General features: G+C 63.6%; 14 protein-coding genes. 8 read left to right on the forward strand and 6 right to left on the reverse strand.

The features are described from left to right. Nucleotides 1-150: 150 nt before the first annotated feature. From tilS to cysS, 4 genes are all read right to left on the reverse strand, one after another. Nucleotides 151-1,653 carry a tRNA lysidine(34) synthetase TilS gene (gene tilS / locus PQR53_RS07275; RefSeq protein ID WP_408451923.1) on the reverse strand — a complete coding sequence of 501 codons (1,503 nt, stop codon included), beginning with the start codon at nt 1,651-1,653 and terminating at the stop codon, nt 151-153. A 48-nt stretch (nt 1,654-1,701) separates the two neighbouring features. Further along, nucleotides 1,702-2,673, reverse strand: a complete 972-nt coding sequence (locus PQR53_RS07280) for an acetyl-CoA carboxylase carboxyltransferase subunit alpha (RefSeq protein WP_201643092.1) — start codon at nt 2,671-2,673, stop codon at nt 1,702-1,704. A 257-nt stretch (nt 2,674-2,930) separates the two neighbouring features. After that, nucleotides 2,931-4,007: a DNA-3-methyladenine glycosylase family protein gene (locus PQR53_RS07285; RefSeq protein WP_408451925.1), complete on the reverse strand. Its 1,077-nt coding sequence runs from the start codon at nt 4,005-4,007 to the stop codon at nt 2,931-2,933. A 47-nt stretch (nt 4,008-4,054) separates the two neighbouring features. Beyond that, nucleotides 4,055-5,452, reverse strand: a complete 1,398-nt coding sequence (gene cysS / locus PQR53_RS07290) for a cysteine--tRNA ligase (protein ID WP_408451927.1) — start codon at nt 5,450-5,452, stop codon at nt 4,055-4,057. 255 nt (nt 5,453-5,707) lie between these two features. Between cysS and PQR53_RS07295 the strand changes: the two genes are divergently transcribed. From PQR53_RS07295 to PQR53_RS07310, 4 genes are all read left to right on the forward strand, one after another. Continuing rightward, entirely contained in the window at nt 5,708-6,442 is a 735-nt protein-coding gene (locus PQR53_RS07295; RefSeq protein ID WP_408451929.1) for a tetratricopeptide repeat protein, read from the forward strand. A 69-nt stretch (nt 6,443-6,511) separates the two neighbouring features. Further along, nucleotides 6,512-7,093, forward strand: a complete 582-nt coding sequence (locus PQR53_RS07300; RefSeq protein WP_323045234.1) for a peptidylprolyl isomerase — start codon at nt 6,512-6,514, stop codon at nt 7,091-7,093. Nucleotides 7,094-7,259: 166 nt separating this feature from the next. Further along, nucleotides 7,260-7,754 (forward strand): peptidylprolyl isomerase, encoded by a 495-nt coding sequence (locus PQR53_RS07305; RefSeq protein ID WP_408451931.1) that lies wholly within the window; start codon nt 7,260-7,262, stop codon nt 7,752-7,754. A gap of 47 nt (nt 7,755-7,801) precedes the next feature. Next, nucleotides 7,802-8,599: a UDP-2,3-diacylglucosamine diphosphatase gene (locus tag PQR53_RS07310; protein WP_408451933.1), complete on the forward strand. Its 798-nt coding sequence runs from the start codon at nt 7,802-7,804 to the stop codon at nt 8,597-8,599. A gap of 53 nt (nt 8,600-8,652) precedes the next feature. Here PQR53_RS07310 and cysE read toward each other — a convergent pair whose 3' ends face one another. Next, nucleotides 8,653-9,498: a serine O-acetyltransferase gene (gene cysE / locus PQR53_RS07315; protein ID WP_408451935.1), complete on the reverse strand. Its 846-nt coding sequence runs from the start codon at nt 9,496-9,498 to the stop codon at nt 8,653-8,655. 190 nt (nt 9,499-9,688) lie between these two features. Continuing rightward, a complete protein-coding gene (locus PQR53_RS07320) occupies nt 9,689-10,525 on the reverse strand; it encodes an RNA methyltransferase (RefSeq protein WP_408451937.1) in 837 nt (278 codons plus the stop codon). Nucleotides 10,526-10,889: 364 nt separating this feature from the next. Here PQR53_RS07320 and PQR53_RS07325 point away from each other — a divergent pair, with 364 nt between their 5' ends. From PQR53_RS07325 to PQR53_RS07340, 4 genes are all read left to right on the forward strand, one after another. Continuing rightward, complete coding sequence (locus tag PQR53_RS07325) at nt 10,890-11,693, forward strand: inositol monophosphatase family protein (RefSeq protein WP_408451938.1); 804 nt, start codon at nt 10,890-10,892, stop codon at nt 11,691-11,693. 290 nt (nt 11,694-11,983) lie between these two features. Further along, the gene (gene lplT / locus PQR53_RS07330) at nt 11,984-13,282 is read left to right on the forward strand and encodes a lysophospholipid transporter LplT (protein WP_408452344.1); all 1,299 of its coding nucleotides are present in this window, start codon (nt 11,984-11,986) and stop codon (nt 13,280-13,282) included. Between the two features lie 160 nt (nt 13,283-13,442). After that, the gene (gene mutS / locus PQR53_RS07335; protein ID WP_408451940.1) at nt 13,443-16,130 is read left to right on the forward strand and encodes a DNA mismatch repair protein MutS; all 2,688 of its coding nucleotides are present in this window, start codon (nt 13,443-13,445) and stop codon (nt 16,128-16,130) included. Further along, nucleotides 16,117-17,505 (forward strand): hypothetical protein, encoded by a 1,389-nt coding sequence (locus PQR53_RS07340; protein WP_408451942.1) that lies wholly within the window; start codon nt 16,117-16,119, stop codon nt 17,503-17,505. Before mutS ends, PQR53_RS07340 begins: the two co-directional genes overlap by 14 nt. The last annotated feature ends 19 nt before the right edge of the window (nt 17,506-17,524 follow it).

Here is a 17,524-nt window from a genome sequence, read left to right on the forward strand (position 1 = left end):
ACAAGCTAAATTACCCGATCGGGCGCAAAAAAACAAGCCAGAACGGCTGTCGAACCGTCCCTATTACGCGCTGGAAAGGCTTGTCCGGTGCGGGTTTGCGCGCTATTTACGGATTCATCGGATCGATTACGCCGATGTCCGACCGGTCGGTCAGGCGACCAGCCAATCCTCGCGCCAGATGATCCGGATGCGCGCTTCGGCCGCAGCCACCTGCTCGGGCAACGCGGCGCGGTTCACACCGAGCAAGGGCACGAACAGCAGTTCGTCACCGACATAAAGCAGCGGCACGTCGCGCTTCCATGCGGGAATGCCGCGCTCCTGGAACAGGTTTTTTAGCGTGCGGCGTGGCGCGCCTGGTGCAGCGCCCGTGCGCATCCGTTCGCCGCCGCTGCGTGAGCGTGCGCTCAACAGCGCTCGGCGTAGAACGCTGATGGGAAGCGTATTGGGATCGTCGGACGCTGCGTTGCCCGCTGCGCCACCGTTACCATCACCACTGGCATTGGCACTGGCGCCTCCATCCAGATTCGCGTCGGCATCGACAAACATGAAGGTGCCCCGCCACTGCGGCAAACGCCAGATCACTTCACCCTGCCATGCGAGTTCGCTGACCTCGCGCGTGGAGAGCGCGGTTTCGTCGGCGGGCTCGCTACTATCGCCCGCCTCCCAATACACAAGCCCGCGATAACTGCGCAACGCCTGCCCCGCATGATCGATACGCAGACTATGGCCTTCGCCTGCCGCGCCGACTTCGCGTAACTGGCGCAAAGCGTCGACCAGACGCGCGGTTGATGCCGCAACGAAACCCAGCGTGCGCATCCAGTAGCGCAGCAGGTTGAGCGCGCGATCGTCGTCGAGGGCGAGCAGCGCGTCATGCGATAGCGCACGGCCTTCGTCGCTCACGGCTGCGTCAAGATCGATACGCGCGAGCTCGTCGAGCAGACGTTGCGCCGATGCCGCATGCGCCGCCGTGCGCGCGAGCGCGTCGCGAAAACCAGGAAAGTGGATGGCCAGCGCCGGTGTCACCTCGTGGCGCAATGCGTTGCGGGCATAACGTGTGTCCGCGTTCGATTCATCGTCGATCCAGTGCAATTCGCGGGCGCCCGCGTACTGCTCGAGTTGCGCCCGCAGCAAGTGCAGCAAAGGCCGTACGCGCAGCGCAGCGGTACCCGCCGGCAAATACTCGGGCGCCATGGCCGCAAGACCCGCGAGGCCAGCGCCGCGCAGCAACTGCAACAGCACGGTCTCCGCCTGATCGTCCGCATGTTGCGCGAGCCATAGCGTGTGAACGCCGTGGGTTGCGCACATGGCGTCCAGCGCACGATAACGCGCATCGCGTGCCGCAGCCTCGACGCTCACGCCCGCCTCGCGAGGCACCTCGACGCGCTGTGCGGAGAATTCGACGCCACGTTGCCGCGCAAACGCTTCGCAGTGCGCGAGCCATTCGTCGGCGTGAGCACTGAGGCCGTGATGCACGTGCAGCGCGACACAACGCGACGCGCCCGCGACGCGCGCCGTGGCATCGAGCAGCACACTCGAATCGACGCCGCCACTGAACGCAACCGCAATGCGCGCGCTCGCGGGGAGCGCGGACAGCGCCACGCCGACCGCCTCGAGAACGAGGCGGTCGGCAGGCGTTTCGGCGGAGAGAGTCACGTCGCTGGCGCGGGAAGCGCTGAAGGACGAAAGAGAACGCGCGCGGGCTTAAGCACCCGGCGTCGTTTCCTTGAACTTGCCGTACGACATCAGCCGTTCGAAACGGCGTTGACGCAGGTCGTTGATGCTCATGCCCTGGAACTGGCGCAGCGAATCGGCGAGCGCACGGCGCAGCATGGCGGCCATGCCCTTCGGATCGCGATGCGCGCCGCCGAGCGGTTCGTTGACGATCTTGTCGATCAGACCGAGCGCCTTCAGACGATGCGCGGTCAGGCCGAGCGCTTCTGCTGCTTCGGGCGCCTTCGCGGCGCTCTTCCACAGGATCGATGCGCAGCCTTCCGGCGAAATCACCGAATACGTCGAGAATTGCAGCATCAGCACGCTGTCGCCGACAGCAATCGCCAACGCGCCGCCCGACCCGCCTTCGCCGATGATCGTGGCGATCAGCGGTGTCTTGAGTTCAGCCATCACATACAGATTGCGGCCGATCGCTTCCGACTGCCCACGCTCTTCCGCGCCGATGCCCGGATAGGCGCCCGGCGTATCGATGAACGTGAAGATCGGCAAGCTGAACTTCTCAGCGAGACGCATCAGACGTTCGGCCTTGCGATAGCCTTCCGGACGCGGCATGCCGAAGTTGCGCAGCGCGCGCTCCTTGGTGTCGCGGCCCTTCTGATGGCCGATCACCATGCAGGCCTGGCCATTGAAACGCGCAAGGCCGCCGACGATCGACAGGTCGTCCGCATAGTTGCGGTCGCCGTGCAGTTCGTGGAAATCGGTGAACAACTCGCTCACGTAATCGAACGTGTAGGGGCGCTGCGGATGTCGGGCGATTTGCGACACCTGCCACGGACTCAGGTTCGCGTACAGATCTTTGGTGAGCTGTTGACTCTTCTTGGACAGCCGCTCGATCTCTTCCGAAATATCGACGGCCGAATCGTCCTGCACGAAGCGCAATTCTTCGATCTTCGCTTCGAGTTCAGCGATCGGCTGTTCGAAATCCAGAAAGGTGGTCTTCATTGGTTGTAATCCTTGGACTTACCGGCAGCGCGTATTCTAACCGCGCTCGCCGCTGTCAAAACCATGTCGCAACTATCAATTTCTACCAATTGATAGCTTTTCAAACAACATGGCTGCTCGCTCTTCTCAAGACAACGCTGGGCCGCACCCCAGTGTTCCGCCCCACACCACCACTAAACCCACCCGGAAGGAAGTCCCAACGGGCGATGGGGCGATTACGCTCTAGCGGCCTCATGCGATGCGCCAGTTTTAGACACTCAGTAGTCGACCGGCAACGGATCGAGACTACGCCACATATACCAGGTCGCGACGGTACGCCACGGTTCCCAGTTTGCCGCAACCTCACGCGCTTCACTGCGCGTAACCGGCTCGCCGCTAAAGTAGTTGACGCTGATCGCGCGGATCAGGCCGAGGTCGTCGAGCGGCAGCACGTCAGGGCGCGACAGATTGAAGATCAAAAACATTTCCGCGGTCCAGCGACCGATGCCGCGGATCTGCGTGAGTTCGGCGATCACTGCCTCGTCGTCCATCGAGGTCCACTTGCCGACGTGCAACGCGCCCGACACGAAGTGCTGCGCGAGATCGAGCACGTATTCGGCCTTGCGTTTGGACAGCCCGCACGCGGTCAGCTTGTCCTGACCGAGCTTGATGAACTGCTGCGGCACGAGCTTCGGACACGCCGCCTCGACCTTCGCCCAGACGGCTTGCGCGGATGCCACCGAAATCTGCTGCCCGACCACCGAACGCGCGAGCGTGACGAACGGATCGCCACGGCTCAACAGATGCACCGGGCCAAACTTCGGAATCAGTTTCTTCAGAATACGGTCGCGCTTGACGAGGTCCGCGCACGCCTTGTCCCAATACGCCGGACGGGTGACTTCGGGCGTGAGGCCGCCGATCTGCACGGGCACCGCGATTTCAGCAGCACTTGCAGCTTCGCCACCCGCACTCGACGACGCGCGCGTTTTGCGTACGACTTCGCCTTCATGCGTATCGCGCGCGAGTTCCTGCACGTCGCCGGCGAGTTCGGCAGGCAACACGCCATTACTCTTTACGCGCGATGTTTTCGCGCGCGTGGCAACCGGCGCGTGCGCCGACGCGCCGTTCAGCGCGCGCTTGACCGCGGCTTTCTTCGCCGTACCCGTCGCAGCCGCCGTTGCTGCACCGGCTGCCGCGCGCGCGCCGGTCTTCGCCGCCACCCCGGCGGCTTTCGACGATGCTTTTTTTACCGCGCTGCCGCCCGTCCGAGCCGACGTTCGTGTCGACTTTGCCGTGGCTGCCGCGTTTGTTTGAGACGTGGCTCGTTTAGCCGGCGTCTTCGTGGCCGTTGCCATCCTGCCTCCTGCCTGGCGAGTCGATCAAAGGGATGGTCGAGCTGCGCTCACACGCGCCGCCACTCGGTCAACCCGCCGGGTTTGTCTTCAAGTGCAACGCCGGCCTCGAGCAATTCGGCCCGGATCCGGTCTGCTGCCGCATAGTCTTTCGCCTGCTTGGCGGCCACGCGCGCGGCGATCTTCGCTTCGATCGCGGCGGGCTCGAGCGCCCCTTGCGCGGCGGCGCCCGCCGCCTGCTGCAGGTATGCACGCGGCTCGCGGCCAAGCAACCCGAGCACTTGCGCAAGCAGGCGCAATTGACGGGCCAGCGCGGGGTCGCGCGTGCGGTTCACTTCAGTTGCCAACTCGAACAACACCGACACTGCAAGCGGCGTGTTGAAGTCGTCGTTCATTGCTGCCTGGAAACGCTGCGCATGCGCTTCGTTCCAGTCGAGCGCCGCGCCGTCCGGCGTGACATCCTTCAACGATGTGTACAGACGCGCGAGCGCGTTGCGGGCGTCGTCGATATGCACGTCGCTGTAATTCAACGGCGAGCGGTAATGCGCGCGCGCGATAAAAAAGCGCACGACCTCGGCATCGTACTGCTCCAGCACTTCGCGAATCGTAAAGAAGTTGTTCAACGACTTCGACATCTTCTCATTGTCGATCTGCACGTAGCCGTTGTGCATCCAGTAATTGACGAAGGTTTGTCCGGTGGCAGCTTCGCTCTGTGCAATCTCGTTCTCATGGTGCGGAAACTGCAGGTCCTGGCCGCCGCCATGAATGTCGAAATGTTCGCCGAGTAACGTGCAGCCCATGGCCGAGCATTCGATATGCCAGCCGGGACGCCCACGCCCGTACTTCGACTCCCAGCCGGTGTCGGCCGGTTCGTCCGGCTTTGCCTGCTTCCACAACACGAAGTCGAGCGGGTCCTGCTTCGCGTCGTTCGCGGCGACGCGTTCGCCCGCGCGCAGATCCTCCAGCGACTTGCCCGACAGCTTGCCGTACCCCTGGAACTTGCGCACCGCGTAGTTCACGTCGCCGTCGCCCGCCTGATACGCGTAGCCGTTCGCCTCCAGCGTCTCGATCATGCCGAGCATCTGCGCAATGAAATCGGTGGCGCGCGGCTCCAGATCGGGCCGCTCGATGCCGAGTGCGTCCGCGTCTTCATGCAAGGCGGCGATGAAGCGATCGGTCAGCGACTTGATCGTTTCGCCGTTCTCCACGGCACGCCGGATGATCTTGTCATCGATGTCCGTGATATTACGCACGTAGGTCACGTCGTAACCGAGCGTGCGCAACCACCGCTGCACGATGTCGAACACGACCATCACGCGCGCATGGCCGACGTGACAATAGTCGTATACGGTCATCCCGCAGACGTACATCCGCACGACGCCCTCTTGCAGCGGCACGAAAGTTTGCTTGTCACGCGCGAGCGTGTTGTAGATGCGCAGTGATTCCATAGAGAACGGTGCGTGGGTCGAAAGAAATCCGCAATGTGTTTCGTGCTGTTTCGTGCATAAGGCGCGCCGCGAACGGACAGCGGGTGCGACCTTTACTGCAACCTGCACAGCAGCAAACCGGTGCACCTGGTGCGGCGGTCAGGCTGCGATCATGGCGGAGACGACCACGAGTGGCGAAAAGACAGTTTGCGGTTCGACGGAACGCGCAGACCTTTTGTTAGAATGGGTCGGAGTATAACATCCAGACCTGAGCCTATGAAACCTTCCAGCGGCCGCGCGCGCAGCGTCGCGACCCTCGCCGCGACGGCATTCTGCGCTGTCGCCCTCACGGTCTTGCCGGGTGCTGGCGCATACGCGCAAAAGGCGCCCACGCTGCCGCAGGGCCCCGCCGTGCGTGACAACACGCCGGAGATCGATGCGTCGATTGCGCAGAAAAACTGGCAAACCGCGCTCACTCAACTCGACGCGCGCATCGCCTCGAACCCGCGCGACGCGCAAGCCAGGTTCAAGCGCGCCACGGTGCTGGCCCATCTGAATCGCGACGACGAGGCGATCACCGCGTTCACCGAACTCACGCAACTGTACCCCGAGCTGCCCGAGCCGTATAACAACCTCGCGGCGCTCTATGCGAAGCACGGCCGTTATGACGAAGCCCGCGCCGCGCTCGAAACCGCGACCAAGGTGAATCCGGGCTACGGTCTCGCGTACGAGAATCTCGGCGATCTGTATCTGCGGATGGCCAATGAAGCGTACCGTCGCGCGCAGCGCCTCGGCAAGGCAAGCGCCACGACCTCGCAGCGCCTCACCGACATCCAGAACGTCATCTCGCCGCCCAAGAGCGGCACACCAGTGAAGAAGGCCGCCGCCGCGCCGAGCGAAGCCAGCGCCGCGCGCGCCAGCTCCGCCGACATGTCGCAAACGCCGAGCTTCCAGTATGGCGGCGCGAATGGCTCGTTCGCCATGCCGCCCTACATGGCGCCGTCGAAGTAACGCCACATAACACCAGGTCACACCATCACCGCTTCGGCAACACGTTTTTTCCAACCCTGAGGGATCTTCATGAAATGGTTGATGTTGGCGCTCGGCAGCGCCGCCCTGATCGCAAACGCCCCCGCCTTTGCCCAGTCCGGTTCGCAGGCCGCGCATCCGTCCGTCCTCTTCAAGACCACGGAAGGCGACATCCGCGTCGAGTTGTATCCTGAGAAGGCGCCGAAGACGGTCGCCAACTTCCTCGACTACGTGAAGTCCGGCCAGTACAGCGGCACGATCTTTCATCGCGTGATTCGCGGCTTCATGATTCAGGGCGGCGGTTATACGCAGAGCTTCGCTGAGAAGCCCACGCGCGCGCCGATTCCACTTGAAAGCCGTAACGGTCTGAAGAACAGCGCGGGCACGCTCGCCATGGCGCGCACCAGCGATCCGAATTCGGCCACGGCGCAGTTCTTCATCAACACGGTGGACAACGCCGGCCTCGACTATCCGAATCCGGACGGCAACGGCTACGCGGTGTTCGGCAAGGTCACAAGTGGTATGGACGTCGTGAAGAAGATCGAAGGCACGCCCACCACCACGCGCGGCCCGATGGGCGACGTGCCGCAAAAGCCGATCGTGATCGAGTCGGCAACGGTGGTCGGCAAGTAAGCGCCGGAATGTAGGCACCAAAGCACACCAAAGGCAGCACGCAAACAAGCTGCCCAGCAATACGTAAGCGCGTCAATCCACGCCCCGGCGCGGCCCGTTATCATCGCACCTCAAGTGACGAGCGGCCGCGCCTTTTACCCACCCCCGTTCATCAAAGGATTCCATCATGGTTGAACTGCATACAAACCACGGCGTCATCAAACTCGAGCTGGATGCTGAAAAGGCGCCGAAGTCGGTTGAGAACTTCCTCAACTACGTGAAGGCCGGTCACTACGACAACACGGTGTTCCATCGCGTGATCGACGGCTTCATGATCCAGGGCGGCGGTTTCGAACCCGGCATGAAGCAGAAGCCGACCGCTGAGCCGATCACCAACGAAGCGAACAACGGTCTGAAGAACGTCAACGGCTCGGTCGCCATGGCTCGCACCAACGACCCGCATTCGGCGACCGCGCAATTCTTCATCAACGTGAACGACAACGACTTCCTGAACCACTCGTCGCCGACGCCGCAGGGCTGGGGCTACGCCGTGTTCGGCAAGGTCATCGAAGGTATGGACATCGTCGAGAAGATCAAGAAGGTCAAGACGGGTTCGAAGGGCTTCCATCAGGACGTCCCGGCCGACGACGTCGTGATCGAAAAAGCTGTGATCGTCGACTAAGTGTTCAATCAACGTCGACCCGTTTGAACTGACATCAGGCACCTTCAATGCTGCAAGAAACGCCGCTGCGAAGCGTCGCCGCGGGCGTGCCTGGCGAGGGCAAACGCCCGCACGCCGGACGCCCGTTTTTTTTCCTCTCCGATATTCATCTGAGCGAGGCGATCCCGCGCACGGTCGCCGCGTTCGAGCACTTCATTCACGTCACGGCTGAGCAGGCGGATTCGGTTTTCATTCTCGGCGATCTGTTCGAGTACTGGATCGGCGACGACATGCTCGTCGAGCCGTTCGTGGCGCGGATGGCGGCGTTGCTGCATACCTTGTCGGAGCGCGGCATCGCGCTCTACATCATGCATGGCAATCGCGATTTTCTGCTCGGCAAGCGCTTCATGAAAGCGGCCGGCGCGATCTGGTTGCCCGATCCGTTCGTGATTACCGCATTCGGCACACGTATCGTGCTCGCGCATGGCGACGGCCTTTGCACCGCGGATCGCGGCTATCAGATTTTCCGGCGCTTTGCGCGCAGCCGTTTCGCGCAAACGCTGTTTCTCGCGTGGCCGTTTCGCTGGCGTCAGGCGCTGGCCGAAAACATGCGTTCGAAAAGCGAGGAAGGCCGCTCGCGTCCCGTTTCGCCGAAATATGACGTGACGCCGAAGGGCGTCGCCGCGCTATTCAAGACGTCGAAAACGGCCACTATCATTCACGGGCACACGCATCGCCCGGCGCGGCATCGTGAGCCAGGCGGCACGCGCTGGGTCCTGGCGGATTGGGATCTCGACCACGACAAGCGGCGCGGCGGTTATCTGCGGATCGACGCGGAAGGGATTCGGGCGTTGCCGCTGGATTGATCGGCTGGCGCTCTCCTTATTGCTTCATCGCAACGCTTTCGCGGCGCATTGCGTTAATGCTCCGCCGCCGCCCCTTCCACCTTCCCTGCAATCGCAGCCGACAGGCGCCGCAGATCGAGCAGCGCCGCGTCAGCGCCTTGCAGTCCTTCGAGGCTTGTGCCCAGCCGCTCCAATGCGTCGACGATTTCATCGATACGCCTCGACTGCGTGGCGGCGTGATCGATCAGACCGTGAATGGCCAGCGAGACCGGATCGTCCGCATTCGGCGTGATGCCGTATGCGCAGAACGTGCTGGTTTCTGCCGCGCGTTTGGCATCGCGCGCGGCACCGCCGGGCGTAGCATTCGGCGCGGCAGTGGCCGCAGTAGCTGAAACCACGGCTGCCGCCGGGACGATGATCCGTGCCGGATTACCCACCGCCGTCCCACGTGCCGGCACCGGCTTCGTGACCACCGCATTCGAGCCGATCTTTGCGTCCGCGCCGATCGTAAAGCCGCCGAGCACCTTCGCTCCCGCCCCGACGATCACACCGCGTTCAAGCGTGGGATGCCGTTTCGCACCGCGCGTGAGCGACGTGCCGCCGAGCGTCACGCCCTGATAGATCGTGCAGTCGTCGCCGATTTGCGCCGTTTCGCCAATCACGACGCCCATGCCGTGGTCGATGAATACGCGGCGGCCCACCGTCGCGCCCGGATGGATTTCGATGCCGGTCATGAAACGCGCCATCTGCGAGATGAAACGCGCGAGCCAGCGGCGTTTAGCCCGCCAGCATGCGTGCGCGAGCCGGTGCAGCACAAGCGCGTGCAGACCCGGATAACACGTGAGGACTTCCCAGGCGCTGCGGGCGGCGGGATCGCGCTCGCGGATCGTGGCAATGTCTTCGCGAAGTCTCGTGAACATGGCAGGGACTGTGTCGTGGGGGAAAAGACCGCGGGCGTGAAACACCACGCACGGCGGATGCTTGCCGCATAGCAGATCGGCAGCTTTGCTTAGAACGTTTCGAGCGATTGTAGGGCGATTGCGCGAAACCTGCCGGAAGCCCACGCTGCCGGCAGGGACGTCGCGAAGTCGTTGGTAGGGCGTTCAGCCCTTAGGAACCGCCGCCGGCAGGCGGTTTGGTCTTCAGCAGAATATGCTTGGCGATGCCGCGCACGATATTGACCTCTTCGCGCTCCAGACCGGAACGCGCGAACAGGCGCCGCAAGCGCGACATCAGTTTTTTTGGATTGGCCGGATCGAGAAACTCGAGCGCAACCAGCGCGCTTTCCAGATGCGCATACATGCTCTCGATCTCGTCGCTCGCCGCGCGCGCGCCGACCGGCTCGCCCTGCCCTGCGCTCGCTTGAGCCGCTGCCGAGGCAGCGGACGTTGCCTCGCCATCCGACAGATACGCCGTGCGCAATTCATACGCCAATACCTGGACGGCCTGGGCAAGATTGAGCGAACTGTAGGCCGGATTGGCCGGAATATGCGCGAGCGCGCTGCAACGCTCGACGTCCTCATTCGACAAACCCGTGCGCTCGTTGCCAAACACCAGCGCGATCTCGCCATGCACGGCCTGCTCTCGCGCGGCGCCGGCCGCGGCCCGCGGCGTCCATTGCGGTGGCCCGTATTCACGCAGCCGCGCGGTCAGCGCGACCGACCAATGGACCCCGCTCAGCGCATCGGCAAGCGTCTGCACGACGTGCGCGGACGCCAGCACGTCGTCGGCGCCGCTCGCCATGGCGATCGCTTCCGGATCGCTCTGGACGTGCGGCATGCGTGGCGACACCAGCACGAGACGCGAGAAACCCATGGTTTTCAGCGCGCGCGCCGCGGCGCCAACATTGCCGGGATGGCTGGGCTCGACGAGCACGAAGCGCGTCGACGTAAAACCGCCGCGCAGGTCCGCCACGGCGGGATCGGAAGAATGGTGGGTGTGGTCCACGATGGAATTCGGCAAGCTAAAGAACGCGTATGGTAGCGCCAACTCCGAGCCGGCCCCGAATTACGCGTGATGACCGCATGCAGCGCGCCCCGCTCGCCCCGTCATCCCGCCTGCCGCGCGGCCTTCGGTGTCGCGGCGCCCGGACTCAGGTAAAATACCAGGATTCGCGCCTGGCTTTCGCCTGTGAAAAGTCCGGCGCCTCGTTCTTATTCAATTCGTCTCCGTCGTCGGAATGCGCACCCGTCTTTGATCGGACGTGCGTTCCGTGTTGTTTCCGCGCCCCTTGATGGCGCTCAATTAGCGCTCATCCCGCGCTCATTTTCCGGTAAGCAGCCGTGCTGCCCCGGCACAAGGATCCAGTCTCATGCATCCCATGCTCAATATCGCTGTGAAGGCCGCGCGCCGTGCAGCCCAGATCATCAACCGCGCGTCGCTCGACCTCGATCTCATTCAGGTCAGCAAGAAACAGCACAACGATTTCGTCACGGAGGTCGACAAAGCGTCTGAAGCGGCGATCATCGATACGCTCAAGACCGCCTACCCCGATCACGCGATCCTCGCCGAAGAATCCGGCAAGTCGGACAACGAGTCCGAATATCAGTGGATCATCGATCCGCTCGACGGCACCACCAATTTCATCCACGGTTTTCCGTACTACTGCGTGTCGATCGCGCTTGCCCACAAGGGCACCGTGACGCAGGCCGTGGTCTACGATCCGACCCGCAACGACCTGTTCACTGCGTCGCGCGGCCGCGGCGCATTCCTGAACGACCGCCGTATCCGTGTCGCCAAGCGCGACCGCCTCGCTGACGGCCTGATCGGCACCGGTTTCCCGTTCCGCGAAACGGACGGCCTCGAAGCGTACGGCCGCCAGTTCGCTGAAATGACCCAGGCCTGCGCCGGTCTGCGCCGCCCGGGCGCTGCCGCGCTCGATCTGGCCAACGTCGCCGCGGGCCGTATGGATGGTTTCTTCGAGCAAGGGCTGAATCCGTGGGACGTCGCCGCGGGGAGCCTGCTGATCACGGAGGCTGGCGGTCTGGTCGGCAATTACACGGGGGATTCGGATTTCCTGCACATCGGTGAAATCGTCGCGGGCAATGCGAAGGTCTACGCGCAGATGATCCCGATCCTGTCGCGCTACAGCCGTACGCGCCAACAAGCGGCTTAAGGGCTTGGGGCTGAGGGATTTGGGCTGAGGGGTTCGGTCTCAGGGCGCAGGGGTTCGGGCGCAAGCATCAGGTCTCAGGTCTCAGGTCTGAATCCGGCCGGCTCTGCGCCGGCACTAGAAACATGAAAAGCGGCTTCGGCCGCTTTTTCGTTGGCGCGCCTGCGTCCGGCAGGCGTTCGTGCTACAAAGCGGGAAGCCGCGCCGGCACGCACGATCGCCGGCTGCGTTTCGCGCGTTTTTCGCAGCGCCCTGCTTCGCGCCAGATTTCCGCGCAGCTTCCGATCCGCTTCATGAAAAAAGGCTTCTACACAATCATCGCGGCGCAGTTCATATCGTCGCTCGCGGACAATGCACTGCTGATCGCCGCCATCGCGTTGCTGTCGGTGATCCGTTCGGCCGCCTGGGTCACGCCGCTGCTGCAGATTTTCTTCACGGTCTCCTACGTGTTACTCGCCCCTTTCGTCGGGGGCTTCGCCGACGCGTTGCAGAAGCGTCACGTGATGTTCGTCTCCAACGCGCTGAAGGCGAGCGGCTGCCTGATGATGATCTGCGGGGTCCATCCGATGATCGCGTACGGCGTGGTCGGCTTTGGCGCGGCCGCGTATTCGCCGGCCAAATACGGCATTCTCACCGAGCTCCTGCCGGCGGAAAAACTCGTCAAGGCAAACGCGTGGCTCGAATCGGCTACCGTGCTGTCGACGATTGTCGGCACGATGGTGGGCGGCGCGCTGATCAGCACGCTCGCCGACAGATTCGTCGCACACGCGCATTTGCCGCTGATCCGCTCGTCCGCCGATCTGGCCATGTTTGCGGTGATGGTCACGTATGCCATTGCGGCGGTGATCAACATCTTCATTCCCGACACCGGGGCGCGTTACCCAAACCGTTTGAGCGAACCCAGAAAACTGGTCGGCGATTTCTATCACTGCTTCAACGTGCTGTGGGCCGACAAGCTCGCACAGATCGCGCTGTGGGTCACGACGCTGATGTGGGGCGGCGCGGTCACGCTGCAATTGCTGGTGCTCAAATGGGCGAACGTGAACCTCGGCCTGTCGCTGTCGAAAGCGGCGGTGATGCAAGGCGTCACGGGTCTCGGCATCGCGGTCGGCGCATCCGCGGCGGCGGCTCTGATTCCGTTGCGCAGTTCACTGCGCGTGCTGCCGATCGGCATCCTCACCGGCGCGGTGGCGATCGCGATGGCGTTCTACAACAAGGACCTGTTTCCAGCGGGCGCAGGCATCCGGATCGGCTCATACGTGCTGCCGATCTATATCCTGCTCGCGTATCCGCTGATGATTCTGCTCGGCGCGCTGTCCGGCTTTTTTATCGTGCCGATGAACGCGATCCTCCAGCATCGTGGCGCGACCCTGCTCTCCGCAGGACATTCGATCGCGGTCCAGAATTTCAACCAGAATCTGGCCGTGCTGCTGATGCTCGGCGCCTACGCCCTGCTGTTGACGGCGAAGATGCCGGCGCAATGGATCATCGTCGTGTTCGGCAGTTTCATCACGTTCATGATGTGGCTCGCCAAACGGCGCAGTGCCGTGAATGAGCGCACGGTGGATATGCGGGCGCTGGTGGAAGAATGAGCGCATGGCGAGCATCGCCTGGCTGGTGCGAGAGTTTGCGTGGCAATAGGGCAACAGCGTGAAGTGGGCGGTAATGGATTGGCCATCCGGCCAGGGTCCGCTCGCCACGCCGGCAGGTTAAACTCACGGCCTGAACAGCTAACGCAAAAAGACACCGAGGATGGGCATTCAAACCGCAGCGGCCAATGACGTCGCACAACACACGCCGATGATGCAGCAGTACTTGCGCATCAAAGCGGACCATCGGGGCACGCTGGTGTTCTATCGGATGGGCGACTTCTACGAGCTTTTTTTCGAAGATGCGGAAAAAGCCGCGCGTCTGCTCGATTTAACCCTGACGCAGCGCGGTGCGTCGGCCGGTAACCCGATCAAGATGGCGGGCGTGCCGCATCACGCGGTTGAACAATATCTGGCCAAGCTGGTGAAGCTCGGCGAATCTGTCGCGATTTGCGAACAGATCGGCGATCCGGCTACGTCGAAGGGGCCCGTTGAACGTAAGGTGGTACGCGTGGTAACGCCGGGCACCTTGACGGACGCAGCGCTCCTGTCCGACAAGAGCGACGTGTACCTGATGGCGCTGTGCGTTGCGCATAACCGGCGCGGCGTCGCAACGAGCGTCGGCCTCGCGTGGCTGAATCTGGCGAGCGGCGCATTGCGCCTCGCCGAAGTTGCACCCGACCAGGTGGCGGCCGCGCTCGAACGGATTCGTCCCGCTGAAATTCTCGTGGCCGATACGGGCGCCGATTCGGCGAGCTGGGCGCCCCCCGCCAACGCCAGCGCCCTCACCCGCGTGCCGGTCTGGCACTTCGATATCACGTCGGGCACGCAGCGTTTGTGCGATCAGCTGGAAGTCGCCGGTCTCGACGGCTTCGGCGCGCATTCGCTGACAGCGGCATGCGGTGCGGCGGGTGCGCTGCTACTGTATGCGGCTGCCACGCAGGGCCAGCAATTGCGCCACGTGCGCAGCCTCAAGGTCGAGTACGAATCCGAATATATCGGGCTCGACCCCGCCACGCGCCGCAATCTTGAACTCACGGAAACACTGCGCGGCACCGAATCGCCCACGCTGTGCTCGCTGCTCGACACCTGCTGCACGACCATGGGCAGCCGTCTGCTGCGTCACTGGCTGCATCATCCTCCGCGCGCAGCCGCCGTGGCCCAGGCACGTCAGCAGGCCATCGGCGCGTTGCTCGACGCGCCGCCGGGCGCCGGCGTCGAAACGCTGCGCGGCGCGTTGCGGCAGATCTCCGACATCGAGCGGATTACCGGGCGTCTCGCGCTGCTGTCGGCGCGGCCTCGCGATCTGTCGAGCCTGCGCGATACGTTCATCGCCTTGCCGGCGTTGCGCACGCAACTCGCGGACGTTTCGTCGAATGCGGACTCGCTGGCGCGCATCGATGCCTCGCTGGAACCGCCGCAAGCGTGCGTCGAACTGCTCAAGCGCGCGGTCGCGCAGGAACCCTCCGCGATGGTGCGCGACGGCGGTGTGATCGCTCGCGGTTATGACGCGGAGCTCGACGAGTTGCGAGATATTTCGGAGAACTGCGGGCAGTTCCTGATCGACCTCGAAACGCGCGAGCGCGCACGCACCGGCATCGGCAATCTGCGCGTCGAATACAACAAGGTGCATGGTTTCTATATCGAAGTCACGCGCGGCCAGACCGACAAGGTGCCGGACGATTACCGCCGCCGTCAGACGCTGAAAAACGCCGAGCGTTACATCACGCCGGAACTGAAGACCTTCGAAGACAAGGCGCTGTCCGCCCAGGAACGCGCACTGGCCCGCGAACGCTCGCTTTATGACGCGTTGCTGCAAGCGCTGCTGCCTTTTATCCCGGACTGCCAGCGCGTCGCCGCGGCGCTCGCCGAACTCGATCTGCTGGCTGCTTTCGCCGAACGCGCCCGCGCGCTCGATTGGGTCGCGCCGACGTTTTCGCCGGATACCGGCATCGAAATCGAACAGGGGCGGCACCCGGTCGTCGAGGCGCAGGTCGAGCAATTCATCGCTAACGACTGCACGCTCACGCCGGAGCGCAAATTGTTGCTGATCACCGGCCCGAACATGGGCGGTAAATCGACTTTCATGCGGCAGACCGCGTTGATCGCGCTGCTCGCGTACGTCGGCAGCTATGTACCGGCACGTCGCGCGGCATTCGGTCCGATCGATCGCATCTTCACGCGAATCGGTGCAGCCGACGATCTGGCCGGCGGCCGTTCGACCTTCATGGTGGAGATGACGGAAGCGGCGGCGATCCTGAACGACGCGACTCCGCAAAGTCTGGTGCTGATGGACGAGATCGGGCGTGGCACGTCGACGTTCGACGGCCTCGCGCTGGCCTGGGCCATCGCGCGGCATCTGCTGTCGCACAACGGCTGCCATACGCTGTTCGCCACGCACTACTTCGAATTGACGCAGCTGCCCGCCGAGTTTCCCCACGCGGCCAATGTGCATCTGTCCGCGGTCGAGCATGGGCACGGCATCGTGTTCCTGCATGCGGTCAGTGAAGGTCCGGCGAATCAGAGCTACGGTTTGCAGGTCGCGCAACTGGCCGGTGTGCCGAATGCGGTGATACGCGCGGCGCGCAAGCATCTTGCGCATCTCGAGCAGCAATCTGCGGCGCAACCCGCACCGCAACTCGATCTCTTCGCAACGCCGCTACCCATGCTGGTCGAAGATGCGGACGACGAACGCGACGCCAGCCCGGAAACAGCGGCGGCGTCGCCCGCCATGCAGGCGCTTGTCGAGCGTCTGCGCGCAATCGATCCGAACGATCTGCGTCCGCGTGAAGCGCTCGATCTGCTGTACGAACTGCACGAGCTGGCCGCGGCGCCGGATGCGGATCATTGACGCACACAGGCCCTCGCAGCGCCAGCGCACACTTCGCGCGGCGCTGACCATCGCCCTCACGCACACGTGGGGGCTTGCGTCGCTTGGAGCGCTTGGCTCGGCCGGCCCGCGCAGGTCTGTGGAACTTCGGGCGCTTGCGGCGCTCAGGTCGCTTGTGGCGCTCGGAGCGCTTGCGGCGTTGGCCCCGCTCGCGCACGCCGAAACGCCGCGCTATGCCTTCGCCGTCATCGCCAACACGATGCAAGGGCCCGCCGACGAAGCACCTACGCAGCGCCTCATCGAAGCGATCAGCCGCGAGCGCGGGGTATCGTTCATCGTCTACGACGGCAATCTGAAAGGCGCGAAAGAAGCCTGTCGCGATACGTTATACGATCGGCGCCACGCGCTGCTCGAAACATCACGGCCCGCCCTTTTCTTCATTCCGGGCCAGCACGACTGGGCAGACTGCGGCACGGCTGAGGCCGGCGGCTTCGACCCGGTCGAGCGGCTCGATCAGCTCCGCCAGACTCTGTTCACCGACCCCACGTCGATGGGTCAGAATCCGATCGCATTGACGCGCGAGAGTGAAGTGTCGCGCTTTCGTCCGTTCCGGGAGAACGTGCGCTGGCAAGTTGGCGATACTGTGTTTGTCGGCCTGAACGCTCCGAGCCCGAATAATCACTATCTGACCGCGGGTGGCCGCAACGGCGAGTTCGAGGACCGTGTGATCGCCAACGCGTTCTGGCTCGAACACGCCGCCGAATACGCGAAACGTCGCGACGCGCGCGCGATTGTCGTTTTCATTCAGGGCGACCCCGATCCAGAGCGCTACGAACGGCCCGACCGTTTCGCGTGGCTGCGCTTTGCGCGCAACACGCGCCGCGACGGTTTTCTGGAATTCAAACGCAGCCTCGTCAAGCTCGCGCAGATTTTCCGCGGCCCCGTGCTGGTGATTCATTGCGACGATGAACGCGCGAGCGCCGGCTTCGTGATCGATCAACCGCTACGCAATGACAAAGGGATGCTGGTGACGAATCTCACACGCGTCGCGCTTGCGCCGCATGATCGTCTTAACCAGTGGATTCAGATTGAAGCGGATCTCGGCAAGAAGCCGCCGTTCCGCGTGAGCGTGCGCGATGTGCCAAGGCAAATGCCGATGCCCATAGCGCAGCCCGTGCCGCAGCGCGAAGAGCCTGCAGCTTCGATGCCGGCGGTGCCGGCTTTAGGTCCCGCTTCCGAATTGCCGCCGTTGTTGCAGACGCCTGGACAGCAGCCGTCAGACCAGCAGCAACATAGGGCGGTGGAGGACGGCAGCGGGGACTATGGGCCCGCCATGTCCGGGCCGCCTGCCTCGGGCGCGTCCGCCGTCTTGCCACGCACCCCGGGTACGCCTTAAAGCAACGTACACCCAGCAC

Source organism: Paraburkholderia fungorum (genome assembly GCF_046027605.1).
Taxonomy (GTDB): domain Bacteria; phylum Pseudomonadota; class Gammaproteobacteria; order Burkholderiales; family Burkholderiaceae; genus Paraburkholderia; species Paraburkholderia fungorum_F.

What these genes read in the sequence shown, in the direction of transcription:
- PQR53_RS07280 (WP_201643092.1), bottom strand. Translation starts at nt 2,673, where the DNA reads ATGAAGACCACCTTTCTGGATTTCGAACAGCCGATCGCTGAACTCGAA.
- PQR53_RS07285 (WP_408451925.1), bottom strand. Translation starts at nt 4,007, where the DNA reads ATGGCAACGGCCACGAAGACGCCGGCTAAACGAGCCACGTCTCAAACA.
- cysS (WP_408451927.1), bottom strand. Translation starts at nt 5,452, where the DNA reads ATGGAATCACTGCGCATCTACAACACGCTCGCGCGTGACAAGCAAACT.
- PQR53_RS07295 (WP_408451929.1), top strand. Translation starts at nt 5,708, where the DNA reads ATGAAACCTTCCAGCGGCCGCGCGCGCAGCGTCGCGACCCTCGCCGCG.
- PQR53_RS07300 (WP_323045234.1), top strand. Translation starts at nt 6,512, where the DNA reads ATGAAATGGTTGATGTTGGCGCTCGGCAGCGCCGCCCTGATCGCAAAC.
- PQR53_RS07305 (WP_408451931.1), top strand. Translation starts at nt 7,260, where the DNA reads ATGGTTGAACTGCATACAAACCACGGCGTCATCAAACTCGAGCTGGAT.
- PQR53_RS07310 (WP_408451933.1), top strand. Translation starts at nt 7,802, where the DNA reads ATGCTGCAAGAAACGCCGCTGCGAAGCGTCGCCGCGGGCGTGCCTGGC.
- cysE (WP_408451935.1), bottom strand. Translation starts at nt 9,498, where the DNA reads ATGTTCACGAGACTTCGCGAAGACATTGCCACGATCCGCGAGCGCGAT.
- PQR53_RS07325 (WP_408451938.1), top strand. Translation starts at nt 10,890, where the DNA reads ATGCATCCCATGCTCAATATCGCTGTGAAGGCCGCGCGCCGTGCAGCC.
- lplT (WP_408452344.1), top strand. Translation starts at nt 11,984, where the DNA reads ATGAAAAAAGGCTTCTACACAATCATCGCGGCGCAGTTCATATCGTCG.
- mutS (WP_408451940.1), top strand. Translation starts at nt 13,443, where the DNA reads ATGGGCATTCAAACCGCAGCGGCCAATGACGTCGCACAACACACGCCG.
- PQR53_RS07340 (WP_408451942.1), top strand. Translation starts at nt 16,117, where the DNA reads ATGCGGATCATTGACGCACACAGGCCCTCGCAGCGCCAGCGCACACTT.